Source organism: Deferribacterota bacterium (genome assembly GCA_034189185.1).
Taxonomy (GTDB): domain Bacteria; phylum Chrysiogenota; class Deferribacteres; order Deferribacterales; family UBA228; genus UBA228.
Genome location: JAXHVM010000036.1, coordinates 1 through 14,750 on the forward strand (window position 1 = coordinate 1; position 14,750 = coordinate 14,750).

General features: G+C 29.9%; 19 protein-coding genes. 5 read left to right on the plus strand and 14 right to left on the minus strand.

All coding sequences use genetic code 11. The features are described from left to right. The 4 genes from SVN78_04090 to folE2 form a co-directional block, all read left to right on the plus strand. Positions 1-597 (plus strand): lyase family protein (locus SVN78_04090; protein MDY6820785.1); only part of this gene is annotated, 597 nt, incomplete at its 5' end. Beyond that, a complete protein-coding gene (locus SVN78_04095) occupies positions 581-1,453 on the plus strand; it encodes a hypothetical protein (protein MDY6820786.1) in 873 nt (290 codons plus the stop codon). The genes SVN78_04090 and SVN78_04095, both read left to right, overlap by 17 nt. A 26-nt stretch (positions 1,454-1,479) precedes the next feature. Further along, positions 1,480-2,199 (plus strand): hypothetical protein, encoded by a 720-nt coding sequence (locus SVN78_04100; protein ID MDY6820787.1) that lies wholly within the window; start codon positions 1,480-1,482, stop codon positions 2,197-2,199. Continuing rightward, positions 2,200-2,979, plus strand: a complete 780-nt coding sequence (gene folE2, locus SVN78_04105; GenBank protein MDY6820788.1) for a GTP cyclohydrolase FolE2 — start codon at positions 2,200-2,202, stop codon at positions 2,977-2,979. Positions 2,980-2,991: 12 nt separating this feature from the next. On the opposite strand, the gene purN is transcribed toward folE2, so the two are convergent. The 14 genes from purN to SVN78_04175 form a co-directional block, all read right to left on the minus strand. After that, positions 2,992-3,594: a phosphoribosylglycinamide formyltransferase gene (gene purN, locus SVN78_04110; GenBank protein ID MDY6820789.1), complete on the minus strand. Its 603-nt coding sequence runs from the start codon at positions 3,592-3,594 to the stop codon at positions 2,992-2,994. Then, on the minus strand, positions 3,594-4,628 hold the full coding sequence (gene purM / locus SVN78_04115; protein MDY6820790.1) for a phosphoribosylformylglycinamidine cyclo-ligase: 1,035 nt from the start codon (positions 4,626-4,628) through the stop codon (positions 3,594-3,596). The genes purN and purM overlap by 1 nt, the downstream gene beginning before the upstream one ends. Further along, a complete protein-coding gene (locus SVN78_04120) occupies positions 4,625-5,512 on the minus strand; it encodes a response regulator (GenBank protein ID MDY6820791.1) in 888 nt (295 codons plus the stop codon). The genes purM and SVN78_04120 overlap by 4 nt, the downstream gene beginning before the upstream one ends. A 30-nt stretch (positions 5,513-5,542) precedes the next feature. Beyond that, a complete protein-coding gene (locus SVN78_04125) occupies positions 5,543-6,574 on the minus strand; it encodes a deoxyguanosinetriphosphate triphosphohydrolase (protein MDY6820792.1) in 1,032 nt (343 codons plus the stop codon). A 12-nt stretch (positions 6,575-6,586) separates the two neighbouring features. Continuing rightward, positions 6,587-7,069, minus strand: a complete 483-nt coding sequence (gene coaD, locus SVN78_04130) for a pantetheine-phosphate adenylyltransferase (protein ID MDY6820793.1) — start codon at positions 7,067-7,069, stop codon at positions 6,587-6,589. Further along, the gene (gene rsmD / locus SVN78_04135) at positions 7,041-7,577 is read right to left on the minus strand and encodes a 16S rRNA (guanine(966)-N(2))-methyltransferase RsmD (GenBank protein MDY6820794.1); all 537 of its coding nucleotides are present in this window, start codon (positions 7,575-7,577) and stop codon (positions 7,041-7,043) included. The genes coaD and rsmD overlap by 29 nt, the downstream gene beginning before the upstream one ends. Further along, positions 7,534-8,547, minus strand: coding sequence for a radical SAM protein (locus SVN78_04140; protein ID MDY6820795.1), 1,014 nt, complete (start codon positions 8,545-8,547; stop codon positions 7,534-7,536). Before SVN78_04140 ends, rsmD begins: the two co-directional genes overlap by 44 nt. Positions 8,548-9,225: 678 nt before the next feature. Then, positions 9,226-10,470, minus strand: coding sequence for a beta-ketoacyl-ACP synthase II (gene fabF / locus SVN78_04145; protein MDY6820796.1), 1,245 nt, complete (start codon positions 10,468-10,470; stop codon positions 9,226-9,228). Positions 10,471-10,501: 31 nt separating this feature from the next. Beyond that, on the minus strand, positions 10,502-10,759 hold the full coding sequence (gene acpP, locus SVN78_04150; protein ID MDY6820797.1) for an acyl carrier protein: 258 nt from the start codon (positions 10,757-10,759) through the stop codon (positions 10,502-10,504). A 23-nt stretch (positions 10,760-10,782) separates the two neighbouring features. Further along, positions 10,783-11,529 carry a 3-oxoacyl-[acyl-carrier-protein] reductase gene (gene fabG, locus SVN78_04155; GenBank protein ID MDY6820798.1) on the minus strand — a complete coding sequence of 249 codons (747 nt, stop codon included), beginning with the start codon at positions 11,527-11,529 and terminating at the stop codon, positions 10,783-10,785. A gap of 26 nt (positions 11,530-11,555) precedes the next feature. After that, the gene (locus SVN78_04160; protein ID MDY6820799.1) at positions 11,556-12,530 is read right to left on the minus strand and encodes a beta-ketoacyl-ACP synthase III; all 975 of its coding nucleotides are present in this window, start codon (positions 12,528-12,530) and stop codon (positions 11,556-11,558) included. Positions 12,531-12,532: 2 nt separating this feature from the next. After that, positions 12,533-13,627: a phosphate acyltransferase PlsX gene (gene plsX, locus SVN78_04165; protein MDY6820800.1), complete on the minus strand. Its 1,095-nt coding sequence runs from the start codon at positions 13,625-13,627 to the stop codon at positions 12,533-12,535. Next, positions 13,627-13,809, minus strand: coding sequence for a 50S ribosomal protein L32 (gene rpmF / locus SVN78_04170; GenBank protein ID MDY6820801.1), 183 nt, complete (start codon positions 13,807-13,809; stop codon positions 13,627-13,629). Before rpmF ends, plsX begins: the two co-directional genes overlap by 1 nt. A gap of 12 nt (positions 13,810-13,821) precedes the next feature. After that, complete coding sequence (locus SVN78_04175) at positions 13,822-14,319, minus strand: DUF177 domain-containing protein (GenBank protein ID MDY6820802.1); 498 nt, start codon at positions 14,317-14,319, stop codon at positions 13,822-13,824. A gap of 177 nt (positions 14,320-14,496) precedes the next feature. Here SVN78_04175 and SVN78_04180 point away from each other — a divergent pair. After that, positions 14,497-14,750 (plus strand): hypothetical protein (locus SVN78_04180; GenBank protein ID MDY6820803.1); only part of this gene is annotated, 254 nt, incomplete at its 3' end.

A 14,750-nucleotide genomic window follows, 5' to 3' on the forward strand; every position in this document is an offset into this window, starting at 1 on the left:
TTTTCCTTTATTGAATTGCCAGATGAATTTACTACTGGTAGTAGCATAATGCCACAGAAGAAAAATCCCGATCTACTTGAATTGATTAGAGGTAAATGTGGTTCTGTTTATGGAAATCTTATATCATTGTTAACCATCTTAAAAGGGCTGCCCTTGTCATATAATAGAGATTTACAAGAGGATAAAACTCAAATTTTTGATACTATTTATAACTATAAAAACACAGTTAAAATAATAGATAGAATTGTAGAAAATGTAACAGTTAATCGTAAAAGGCTAAGTGAAGCTGCATTAGATAATTACTCAACAGCAACTGATTTAGCTGATTATTTGACCATGAAAGGTCTCCCTTTTAGAGAGTCTCATAATATTACAGGAAAGATTGTTTTATATGCCATAAAAGAGAAGAAAAATCTAAATGAATTAACATTAAATGAGTTTAAAAAATTTTCTGACAAGATCAGTGAAGATATTTATGAATTTATCGATATCAATAATTCAATTAATAGAAAAAAATCTTATGGAGGTACTGCAAGAGTTTCAGTTGAAAAGCAGATTGAAAGTGGATGGAAATTTGTAAATGCGCAAAACTGTTAAGTTAATTAGCTTGTTTACAATATTATTATTAGTTTTGGCATGTGGCAAAAAAACAGATCCGATTCCTAAATCTCAATTTATTCCACCTGCTGAAGATGAGGTTTTTATTGAGGTTGTTAAAGGGGGTGTTTTAGTAAAAAATAATGATAAAGATTATAATTTAATTGTGCAAAAATCTGCTTGCGAGGGATGTGGTGGGGTCTTTAAAGAGTTGGCTACTATTAAACCAGAGGGTCAATTTTTGGATAGAGACGTAAAAGAAAAAGAACAGTATTTTTACAAATTTATGTTTAAACACCCAAGATATGATATTTATTCTAATTATTTTATTAAAAGGATTACCTATTTAAAACAAGTGGCTATTAAAAATATTGAAATAATACCTATTGATAATAAAACTATTTCTATAAATCTTGATTTTACTGATACTATTAGGCATTATAAGTTATATATTAATGATGAATTGTATTATGATGGTAGAAATGAAAGACTAGAAGGTATTACCTTGAAAGAGAGATACAATAAAGTATCGATCCTACCTTATGATATCTACAATAATAAAGGGAGGCTATATGCCCAAAGGATTGATACTTTTGATTTGAACAGGCCTAAAAAAGTAGAGAATATTGATTATGTGTTTGATGATGGTAATCTTTATATATCCTGGGATAGAGTGAATTATGCAGATAAATATAGTTTAAAGATAAAGATAGATGGTAGAGTTATGGAGTTTGCTCAGGAGGTAAATTATTTTAAAACTCAGGTACCACAACATATAAAATGTATAGATATAGGCTTGCAAGCAGAAAATGATTTTTTTAAGTCGGGATATAAGAATATTGAAATATGTAGATAATAACATAGGAGGTTTAGTTTTATAATATGTTAACATTGATTATATCTCTCTCGTTATCAGCATTAATTTATTTAGGCACATATTATTTTACCTTTAATCATATTGTTTCATCTATTTTAGCAGTAATTACATTATTTCTTGTTAATTTTTTGATTGGTAGAAAGGTCTTCAAAAAACTAAACGGCCTATTTACTTCTATACAGAAGGATATGAACCTAGGGCATTATGAAAAAGCCATAAAAAAGCTTAATGATGGTTTGAGGCTTTCAAAATGGCAATTTATGATAAAAAAGCAGATTAATTCCCAACTAGGTATAATATATTATTTAAAGAAGGATAAGAAAAAGGCTAAAGACTATCTATTAAAAGGAACGCTAAAAAATTATATTGCTGCATCAATGTTGGCAACATTGTATTATAAGGAAAAGAAATATGATAAATGTAAAGAGGTTATGGAAAAAGCAATTAAAGCCTCAAAAAAGGAAGGTTTCCTCTATTCTCTATATGCATATTTTCTATACAGAATGAATGAGAAAGGCAAAGCGATTGAGATATTAAATAAGGGTGTTAAAAAAGCCCCGTTAGATGAAAAATTAAATTCAAACCTAGATGCTTTAAAAAATGGCAAAAAGATTAAAATGCAAAATTATGGACAAATATGGCTTCAATTAAATATTGATAAGGTGCCAGAAGGTATTAGGCCCTATCATATGATTTTGGCCAATAAGAGATTCAAACCACGTTAGATGAAAGATATTCAAAACTCATTTGATACAAGGAATATAAATATTGATAAAGTAGGTATTAAAGACATTAAATATCCTATTATATTAATGGATAAAAATAAGGGTTATCAACATACAATAGCAAGTATAGATATGTTTGTTAGATTGCCACACCAATTTAAAGGCACGCATATGTCAAGATTTATAGAGATTTTGAATAATCACAGAGAAAATATTAATAATGACACAATAACTTCAATGCTTGTTAATATGAAGAGCAAATTAAATTCTAATTCAGCTCATATATCTCTATCTTTTCCTTATTTTATTGAGAAAGAAGCCCCAGTATCAAAAGAGAAATCTTTAATGGGTTTTTCTTGCAAATATATAGCTAGTGATATTGATGGCACCCATGATTTTATCACTGTTGTAAAAGTACCAGTATTATCCCTATGCCCTTGTTCTAAGGAGATCAGTGCTTTTGGGGCTCATAACCAGAGGGGAATGGTAGTAATAAAAATTAGACATAAAAAGATGGTTTGGATTGAAGAATTAGTTGATATTGCAGAGACGTCTTCCTCAGCTCCCACATATTCACTTTTAAAAAGAAGTGATGAAAAATATATTACTGAATTTGCCTATAATAACCCTACTTTTGTTGAGGATATTGTTAGAAATGCTGCCGTAAAGCTTAATAATGATAATAGAATAACCTGGTTTTATGTATCCTGTGAAAATATTGAAAGCATACACAACCATTCAGCTTATGCTGTTGTTGAAAAAGACAAGCTAGCTAATTAAAATAGATGAAAATTATTGTTTAATATATACCTTTCTGCCTTTTACTATTAGCTTATTTTCTGTAAATAACTTTATGCCTTTCGGGTAAATTATGTGTTCATACTTTAAAATTCTATCAGATAATGAAGTTACATCATCAGAATCTTCCACATGGACTGCATGTTGCAATATAATAGGACCATGATCTACTAGATGGTCTACAAAATGAAGTGTGCAACCTGTTATCTTTACACCATAGTCTAATGCCTGTTTTTGTGCATTTAAACCAGGGAAGCTAGGCAGTAAGGATGGATGTATATTCATTATGCGATTGTGATAAGTGTTAACTATTGATTTTCCTATAATGCTCATATATCCAGCAAGACATACAAGGTGTATATTGTGTTCTTTTAAAGTGTGCAATATTTCATTATCTCTTTGATCTTTGGCAAGATGTTTACTTAATATTTTTGTTTGTATTTTGTTCTCATAGGCATACTTTAAGCCCAATGCTTTTTCATTATTTGAGATAAGTAAAACAATTTTTCCATTATTTATATAATTGTTTTTAATAGATTCATTTATTGCTTTAAAATTGCTGCCTCGCCCTGATATAAATACTGCTATATTTATCACTACAAACCTTTTATTATAACATTACCACAGCCTTCCTTAGTAAATCCAATTGTGTGGTAATCAATATTATTTTTAATAAAGACTTCCTTAACCTTATCAGTCTTATCTTTTCCAAAAATCATTACCATTCCAATGCCCATATTAAAGACCCTATACATCTCTTTTTTAGATATATCAGTATTCTTCATAAAAAAATCAAAGCAAAAGGGAGGGTTCCAACTATTTATATCAATTTCTGCATCAATATTTTCTGGCAAAATTCTTTTAATGTTATCATATAAACCGCCTCCTGTTATATGAGCACAACCTTTAGGTTTGATATTACTCTCTTTGATTATTCTAAATTCATTTGTGTATATCTTTGTTGGTTCAAGGAGTATATCTTTTAAAGTTTTGTTATTACCTATTTGTTGGTTTAATTTGAATTTATTTTCATTAAAATAGACTTCTCTTAAAAGGGTGAATCCATTACTGTGGTATCCTGCCGATGGCAGGCCTATTATTATATTATCTTTATCAATATTTCTATTGTCAAAAATTTCATCTCTTTCAACTATGCCAGCGCAAAAACCAGCAAGATCAAAATTCCCTTTACTATACAAGCTTGGCATCTCAGCTGTTTCTCCACCAACCAAAGAGACATTGGTAGAGATGCAAGCTTTTGATATTCCCTTAATTATTTCCTTCGTTTGTTTAATATTAAGCGAGTGGGTGGCTATATAGTCTAAGAATATTAAAGGTTGAGCTCCAATTACTAAAAGATCATTAACATTCATAGCTACTAAATCAATACCAATAGTTGTGAGGTCATCTGCATCTATAGCTATTAGTAATTTTGAACCTACACCGTCAGTTGTTGAGGCAAGAACAGGATTCTTATATTTTTTAACAAATGAAAGGTCATATAGACCGGAAAATCCACCATAGTTAGCAATAACGTTATTATCATAAGTTTGTTCTATTAATGTTTTTATTAGACTAACAAATTTATTACCTTTGTCTATGTCTACACCTGCAGATTTATATCGTTTCATTTATCATTTGTCCCTTTCTTTATGTTTTCGATTTCTTTTTTTATAAGTTTTTCAGCTATATCAGGAATTATTGTTTTAACAATGTTATCCATAGAGTTTTCCAGCTCTTTTTCTAATATATCCCTTAATATTTTATCTAGATTTTTTTTAACCTCTTCTTCTAAGACTGGTTTTAAATAGCTTGAAAAATCAATTGATTCCATTGATTCATTTAATTTTTTATATATTAAATCTTTAATTATATCTTGTAAATCAATATTATCAAATATTTCATATACTTTATTTCTGATTAAATCGTTGATATCATCTTTTTGATCAATGTATTTTATAGCTTGTCTCATATCTTGTAAATCCTGATCATTATTGTCAAATATATCTAGTTCATCTACCTGCTTTTCTTCTTGGCCTGTTTCGTTATTTTCTTTTTTTTCTTTTATAGGTTCCAATTTTTCTAATAATTTTTCATAATCTAGGTTGTCATCTTCTATTACATCGCTTCCATTACTCTCATTTTCTATAACATCAATAGTTTCCGCTAATTTGTCAATTTTTGCTGACAGTGCTTTTGAGTTAAAAGGTTTATTAATATAGTCGTCTACATTAAGTTCTTCGAGATAAAGTTCATCTGCTTTTTCAAAAGCACCTAATAATAATATAATTTTTGAAGTTGGATATTTTTCCTTTATATCATGGCAAAAGTTCTTTAGATTAAGGCCTTCTAGTTTATGGTCCAACAACAATAAATGAGGGGTTATATTGTTAGCCTTATTTTTAAAATCCTCTAATGAAAAAAACTTATATAAATTATAGCTTTCAACATCAACTGCATATTCTACTATTTTATGTATTGTTAGGCTGTCATCAACGACAACTATGTTTAACATTTTTGGCTCCTTTGAATTATATAATTAAAGCTAAAAATAAGCAAAACCTTTTGGTATATAAAATTTATCGTATAAGTAGAGTGCATATCTGTCAGTCATACCAGCTATATAATCGATTATAGCTAATGTTTTGTCTTTGTTAACTTTAATATATAATGTTGGGATATCCTCCAAATGTTTTATATAATATCTATATAACTCTATTAATATTCTTACTGCTTTATCTATCTCTTTTTTTATTATTTTAGATTCATATACATTTTTAAAAAGGAAGTCTCTCAAATTTACTATCGCATTAAGATAATCGTCATCAATGTCAATTGCTTTATAATTATTATTAATTGTTTTTGTTATTATGTTTTTAACAATCCTATCTATCCTCTCCCCATGTGTGCAACCTAAAACACTCGTTATTTCACGTGGTATATCTTTATTGTCAAGTATACCAGCCCTAGTTGCATCATCTATATCATGATTAATATAGGCAATTATATCTGAGAGCCTTACAACCATTGTCTCAAGTGATACGTCTTCAACATCATTTTTTAATAAAAGAGGCCCTCTTCCTTTTGAGTGATAATATATGCCCTCTAAAACCTCATATGTTAAATTTAAGCCTTTACCATCCTTCTCTAATGTTTTAACAACTTTCATTGATTGCTCTACATGTTTAAAAGGTTTATTTAAGATATCACTAAAAGCTATCTCACCAGCATGCCCAAAGGGGGTATGTCCTAGATCGTGTGCAAGAGCAATAGCTTCTATCAAATTTTCATTAAGCCTTAAAGCGCAACCAATTGTTCGAGCAATTTGGGCGACTTCCAAGGTGTGTGTTAGTCGTGTTCTATAGTGATCCCCTTTTGGAGCAATAAATACTTGTGTTTTATGTTTTAACCTTCTAAAGGATTTTGAATGTATTATTCTATCCCTATCTCTTTGATATACTGTTCTAATATCGCATTCATCCTCTTTTACTATTCTGCCTTTACTTTCTGATGCTTTTTTTGCATATTTATTTAAATAACTATTTTCATACTCTTCTATTTTTCTCCTAATATTCATTTATATATAAATTTATTTATATGCTTTAAAATTTCTGGTTATATAATCATATACAGGTTTTGGTACGAAGCATTCTATATCACCTCCAAGCATTGCTATCTCCCGAATCATGCTTGAGCTGAGAAATATGTAGTTTTGATTTGGCATTAGGAATACTGTTTCACATTGTTCGTCAAGTTTTCTATTCATTAGAGCAAGCTGTAGTTCATATTCAAAATCAGAGGCTACTCTTAAGCTTCTTAAGATATTGTGCACACCAGTTTTTTTTAAGTAATCAACTAATAGGCAATCAAAAGAGCGGACTTCTACATTATTTAAATCTTTAATAGATTCTTTGATAAAGCTCTCCCTTAACTCTAATGAAAACATAGGTTTTTTATTATAACTCTTTGCTACAGCCACTATTATTTTTTTAAATATTTTTGAAGCTCTTTCTATAACATCTAAGTGGCCATTTGTTATTGGATCAAATGTCCCTGGGTATAGAATATCCATTTTGAACCTCTATAAATGTAATTTTTGTATCCCCGTAAACCCTCTCTTTTATAATCTTAAATAAATCACTATTTATCATTATATCGTTGTCCTTTCTTTCTTCGTACACAATTAATCCATTATATTTAATCAATTTATTTGTTGCAATAGTTTCTAAGATGTTTTTACTTTTGTATTTTCCATAAGGGGGATCTATAAATATAATATCTGCACCCTGCTTTATTTTACTTGCAATTCTAAAAAAATCACCATTTATTATATTATATTTACTACTACTAACTAATGTTATGTTTTTTTTAAGGTATCTACAATCAATATCAAGAAAATGACAAAATGATGCGCCTCTGCTGAGAGCTTCTAAACCCAAGATACCACTGCCAGCAAAGAGATCAAATATAACGGCATTGTATATTTTTTTATATATAATTGAAAAGATTGCCATCCTAACAATATCTGTTGTCGGTCTAATAGAGGAATTTTTCGGCAAAGTTATTTTTCTGTTTTTCAAAAATCCACTCGTTATTCTCATGATAAAGCACTTGGCATATTGTTAGCCAATTAATTTTACTTTTTTTATTATCTATTACAATAAGGGGTTTAAAATTATTGTAAAGGAATTTATTATAACCATAAATAAGGGATTTATCGTAATCTCCTATTGAAATTTTGTTTCCTCTTTGTAAATACATGAATAAAATATATATTTTTACTATATCACCAAAACCTTCAGATAATGGACCACTAACTACTGATTTCTTTAAACTATCTGTTATATGTAGACCCATTCTTATAACTATTTTATTATTTTTTGTGAATTTTATAAAACTGTAAGCTGTATATGCTATTGCATCATTGAATTCTAGAGGTTTGTATAGTCTTTTGTTATAAAATTCTTCTAATTGCGTGTTTTTTAAAACTATTAGTGGATAGATTCTTATATATTTTATTGGTTGGCAGGCAAGTTTATCTACTGTATAGATGAAATCCTCTTTTTTCTCACTAAAGAGACCGCACATAAGTTGTGCACCCAATATAAAGGGATATCTCTTTAATTCATTAATACTTTGAATTACCTCATATTCTGTATAATCCCTATTATTATTTTTTAACACATCATTTGATAGGGATTGGATTCCTAGTTCAATAGTTTTTACATTATAACTTTGTAGAGTATCTAATATAATTTTATTTATACAGTTTGGTTTTGTAGATATCCTTATAGATAGTTTTGGCAATTTGTTATTTATAATGCGTAATAATTGAACTTGCAATTCTAATGGTAGGGCAGTGAATGTACCCCCATAAAAAGCTACTTCATTCCAGCGGATATTTAGATCAAGGTGTTTTTTTAGCTGCTCCTCAACACATTTTATTAAATTTGATTCATTAATACCAGTTATATTATTTTGATTACAATATATACAGATTTTTTTACATCCAATAAAGGGTAAAAAGATTGGTAGAATTTTATGTTTCATTAATATCTATATTTTTTAAAAGATTTTGGGCTGCTTTTTTTTCTGCTAGTTTCTTACTTTTACCTCGCCCTGTAGCTACATGTTTATTAGAGATTTTGACCTCAATTAGAAAACTTTTATTATGCTCAGGGCCTCTCTCTTCTAATAATTTATATATAGGTAGCTTTTTATATTTTTTTGTACAATAATTTTGCAGTATAGATTTATAATCTATTTTTTCTATTTCTGATAGGCCATGTTCTAAAGATTTATCAATATAGGTTGATAGAAGTTTTGTAATTATATCTAAATTAGAGGAATCAAGGTATATTGCAGCTACAAGAGCCTCAATAATATCACATAGTATTGATTTGTTTTTATGAAGCTCTATTGATTTTTCATATTCTCCAATCTTAACAAAATTATCTAATGAAAGCTTAAAGGCAATGTTACTTAGAAAATGTGAACTTACAAAATATGATTTTAGCTTTGAGAGTGCTCCTTCTGGTAGACTAGGGTATTTAACGAAAAGATATTTTGCCGTAATAAAATTAATTATTGAGTCACCTAAAAATTCGAGCCTTTCATAATTATAGTATTCAGGGAGACCTTTTTCAAAAGCATAAGATTTATGCGTAAAAGCTTGATAAAGATATTCTTTATTCTTAAATTTATAATCTATAATTTGTTCTATATTTTTTAGTTCTTTGTATATTTCTTTAATACAATACAGGCGTTTGTTCCTCCAAATCCAAATGAATTACTCATTGCGTAATTAATATCAAAGGGTAGGGCTTTGTTTGGAACATAATCAAGATCACATTCATCGTCGGCTTCTTCTAAATTTATTGTAGGTGCAATTTTTCCGTACTTCATCATCATTGAGGTGTAGGCTACTTCAACACCACCAGTAGCACCAATTAAATGACCAGTCATTGATTTTGATGAACTTACTTTTAATTTATATGCATGTTCTTTAAAAACTGATTTTATAGCTTTTGTCTCTATTACATCATTATATGGTGTTGATGTGCCATGGGCATTAATATAGTCAATATAGGCAGGGTCTATGTTTGCATCATTAATAGCATTTTTCATACATAGCATTGCCCCATACCCTTTAGGATCGGGAGCAGTTACATGATATGCATCTGAGCTCATTCCATATCCAACAACTTCACAGTATATATCTGATTTTCTTTTGAGGGCATGTTCTAGTTCTTCTAAAACTATAATACCACAACCTTCACTTACGACAAAACCGTCCCTATTCTTATCAAAAGGCCTTGAGGCTTTTTCAGGTTCATTATTTCTTTTTGATAGGGCATTGATCCTGGCAAAGCCAGTAATTGCGTAAGCTGTGACAGTTGTTTCAGAGCCACCAGCAAGTATGATATCAGCGTCGCCATATTGAATCATTCTATAAGATTCGCCAATTGAATGCAAGCCTGTGGCACATGCAGTTGATATTGCAATATTTGGACCTTTAAAATTAAATTCAATAGACACAGCACCAGAGGCATTATTAATTATTGTAGCAGGTATAAACATTGGAGAGACTTTCTTTATACCATATTTTATAAAATTTTCATGATTGTTTTCCCAAACCTCTAAACCACCTATACCAGAACCTATGACTACGCCGCATCTATCCCTGTCTACATTATTTAAATTAATACCACTATCACCCAAAGCTTCTTTTGCTGCTGCAATTGAATATTGCATGAACTTTGAATATTTTCTTGCCAACTTTTTATCCATATAATCTGTTGCTGTAAAGCCTTTAACTTCACCTGCAATTTGTACAGGTAGATTAGAGGCATCAAAACCTCTAATCTTATTAATACCTGATCTGCCATTTATTAAATTATCCCAGTTTGTCTCTTTATTAAGACCTATTGGTGTTACTAAACCTATCCCAGTTATTACAACCCTTCTTTTCACTTATCACCTATTCCGTTGCTTAAATTATAATTTATTTATCACTTTTATATTTTTTTATGGCTTCTACTACATCTGCAACAGTTTTGATCTTCTCAGCTTCTTCATCTGGTATTTCTATGCCAAATTCGTCTTCAAAAGCCATGACTAATTCTACAGTATCAAGTGAATCAGCACCTAGATCCTCAATAAAAGAAGATTCTGGCTTAACATCCTCAATATCAATGTTCAATTGTTCTGCAATAATACTTTTTACTTTTTCTTCAATGTTGTTTTTCTGTACTTCGCTCATATATAACCCCCTTGATTTATTTTTTAATTCATGTACAACCCACCATTTACATGGATAGCCTGCCCTGTAATATAATCCGCATTTCCTGATGTTAAAAATTCCACTACTTTAGATATATCTTTTGGTTCACCGATATAACCTAAGGGTATATTTTTAAAAATTTTGTTTTTTGGGTCTTCTGAGAGTTTCGATGTCATATCTGTTTTTATAAAACCAGGAACAACAGTGTTTACTCTTATCCCAAAGGATGATAGCTCTAAAGCCATGGATCTTGTTAACCCTATAAGGCCACTTTTGCTTGCAATATAATTACATTGACCTATATTGCCAGTATAAGCTACTACACTTGATATGTTTATGATGTAGCCATATTTTTTTTTCATCATATATCTTGAAACATATTTTGAAGCCAAGAAAGCTCCTTTCAGGTTGACATCAATAACATCTTGCCAATCATTTTCTTTTAATCTTAACATAATAGCATCTCTAGTAATTCCTGCATTATTAACTAAAATATCTATTGAAGCATATTTTTCGATTATATGTCTAACCATAAGCTTTACATCTTCTTCATTTGAAACATCACAAGAATATGCAAGAGAATCTCCCCCTAAGTTTTTTATTTTACCAGCTACCTCTTCTGCTGCATCTTTATTAGATATATAATTAACAACTACACAATATTTCTGCTTTCCATAATTAAGGGCAATCTCCCTTCCAATACCTCTTGATCCACCAGTGACTAGCACTACCTTTCTTTCACTTGTCATTGTTTAACCACAAATATATAAATTCTCTATAGTACAAAGCAAGCTGCACCCCATGTTATACCGCCGCCAAAAGAAGTTATCAATATTTTATCCCCTTTTTTAATTCTCTTTTCTTCAATGGCTACGTCAATTGTCGAAGGTATTGACGCTGCCGAAGTATTTCCATATCTATCTATGGTAATTATGACATTATCTAATGGAAATTTCAACATTTTTGCTAGCATCTCAATTATTCTAATGTTTGCTTGGTGTGGAATTATATAATCAATATCCTTTAAGGTAAGACTATTTTTCTCTAATACCTTTTTAGATGTACGCATCATTGCTTTAGTTGCTATCTTAAACAGCTCATTACCTTTCATTTTAATTAAGTTATTTTTAATATCATATTTCTCTTTATTTTCAAATAGTTTTGTGCCCAAACTCTCTAATGTTAGAAGATCTGATATAGATCCATCAGCTACTAAATCAAAACCAATAAAACCGGGTGTATTGGAGGCTTCTAATATTACAGCTCCAGCTCCATCACCAAATAAAACACAAGTTGATCTATCTGTATAATCTGTAACAACAGAAAGCCTTTCAGCTCCAACAACCAATATTTTTTTTGCAATACCTGTCTTTATTAAGCTATCTGCATTTGCGGCTGCATATATAAACCCAGAGCACGCAGCAATAACATCATAGGCAAAAGATTTACCGCCTATTCCAAGTTGAGCCTGTAGTGAGCAAGACAGTGATGGCATTATTGTATCTTGAGTTATGCTAGCACAAACTATTCCATCTATTTGATTACTTTTTAGGCCAGCACTCTCTAATGCTTTAAGTGAAGCTTCGTATGCTAAATCTAAAGTGCTTTCACCATTAACTACTCTTCTTTCCTTTATGCCAGTTCTACTTACAATCCATTCATCACTAGTATCCACCATATTTTCAAAGTCTTTATTTGTCAGTATCTTTTTTGGAAAGCAGGAACCTGTTCCAGCTATTTTAGAAAACATATTTACTCCCTAAAGTGTTTTAGCGTCATATTCTTTATTCTTTCTTTTAAATTGTGCCAAAAAGCAGAATATTTTTCTGTTTTAAGCAGATCACCATATATAGAATATATCTGTTCAGTGATTTTTTGATTTATGTTATTTTTTGCTAATTCCTTGGCTACACCTATAGCATTCTTCACAGCGTAGGCGTTGGAGCTACCATGTCCAATTATCGTTATGCCATCAACACCTATAAGGAGTGCGCCGCCATATTCTTCATAATCAGCCCTTTTTTTTAACCTTTTAAAAACTGGCTTTGCTAATAAAGCAGCTATCTTTGAGGGTATATTCTTTGATAACTCTTCTTTAAGAAGCGTTGAAATATACCAAGCAGCAGATTCACTTGTTTTTAAAGCTATGTTACCAGTAAACCCATCTGTTACAACAACGTCACAGGTATCTCTAAATAACTCTTTAGCCTCAACATTTCCAATGAAATTTAATACACCCATCTCGTTAAGCAGTGTATGTACTGTTTTTAATAGGTCATTTCCTTTTACTGCTTCCTCACCAATACTTAATAATCCAACTCTTGGATTATTTTTATGTAACATTATTTTAGAATATATAGATCCCATTATAGCAAATTGTATATAATGGATTGGTTTGCACTGTATATTAGCGCCTACATCTAACATAACAAAATGCCCTGTTATATTTGGCATTATTGTAGCGATAGCTGGTCTTTCAACACCTTCTAATGTGTTAAGTATAAGCTTTGCAGTTGCCATAACAGCACCAGTATTGCCAGCACTAAAGAAAGAAGATGCCTTCTTTTCTTTAACAAGTTTTAAACCAATATGAATAGAAGAATTTTTTTTTCTTCTAATAGATGTGACAGGATTGTCAGCCATGCCAATTATTTCTTTTGATTCAATTAATTTTATTTTTTTATGCTCCTGGATTTTAAAGGTATCTAGTATTGGTTTTATTTTCTCTTTTACGCCAACTAAGAGAATTTCAATATCATTATTTTCCTCTACTGCCTTGATAACTCCTTTTATAATCTCGTTTGGAGCATAATCGCCACCATGTGCATCAACGGCAATAGTAATCATTAAACCTCTTCTTTCTCAATATATTCTCTTCCTTTGTAATGCCCACAATTTGGACATATCCTGTAAGGTATTATTAATTCACCACAATTGCTACATTTAGCGTATGTAGCACCCGTTATACGATGGTGGCTTCTTCTATTGTTGCGTCTAGATTTCGTGGTTCTTTTCTTTGGTACTGCCATTTTGCTACCTCTTTATCTATTTTTTATTATATTCCCTAGGGAGAAACTATTTTTATTGTTTTGATTACATGAGCAATCTTTAATATTTTTATTAACACCACAATACTCACATAGCCCTTTACAGTCTAAGCTGCACAGTTTTTTAATTGGCCTTAAAGATTCTGCTTCTTCTAGTAAAACTTTAACTAAATTTAAATTATTGTCTAGTAAAAGCCTTTCATCTAGCTCTTCATCAGATAATTTTATCTCTAATGTTTTTGTGACATATGGGCTTATCACAAATGATAGATTAATATTATCTGATACTTCATTTGTATATAATTCTAAACATCTATCACAATATTCATTGACTTTAAAGCTTAAATGACCATTTAATAGATACTTGTTTTTGGTTTTATGTAAAAAACCATTAATAAATGATATCTCAAATAATTTATTATTAAAACATTCTTTAAACATTAAATTAACTTTTTTACCATTTTTAGGTAATTTTTTTAAGTCAATATTCATAGTTATTCGTATAATTAAGAATAGCTTACTAGTATATATCTATTTAGTGTTTTGTCAATTAAATAATCAGTGTTTGTCATTTAATATTGAAAAGTGAACTGTTTTTATTGAATTTAAACTTGAAAAGTGAACACCTAAAGTATGGTAATCTTGAACCAAAAACGGAGGTTCAAGGTTATGGTTCAATTACATAAGAAATTTACAGATGATCAGATTAAGGATCTTTTTAAACGTTACCTCAAAAAAGAGATTGAAAGGAAATACATTCAGGAAATTCTGGGTATTGGGAAAACAAGATTCTTTGCTTTGGTAAAGGATTATCGTAAAAATCCTGAACAATTCTCCATTCAATATAAAAGAACAACAAACCCTAAATTAAGTAAAACAGCTGAAGAGGCAATTATAAAAGAACTAAAAATTGAAAAGAAAAT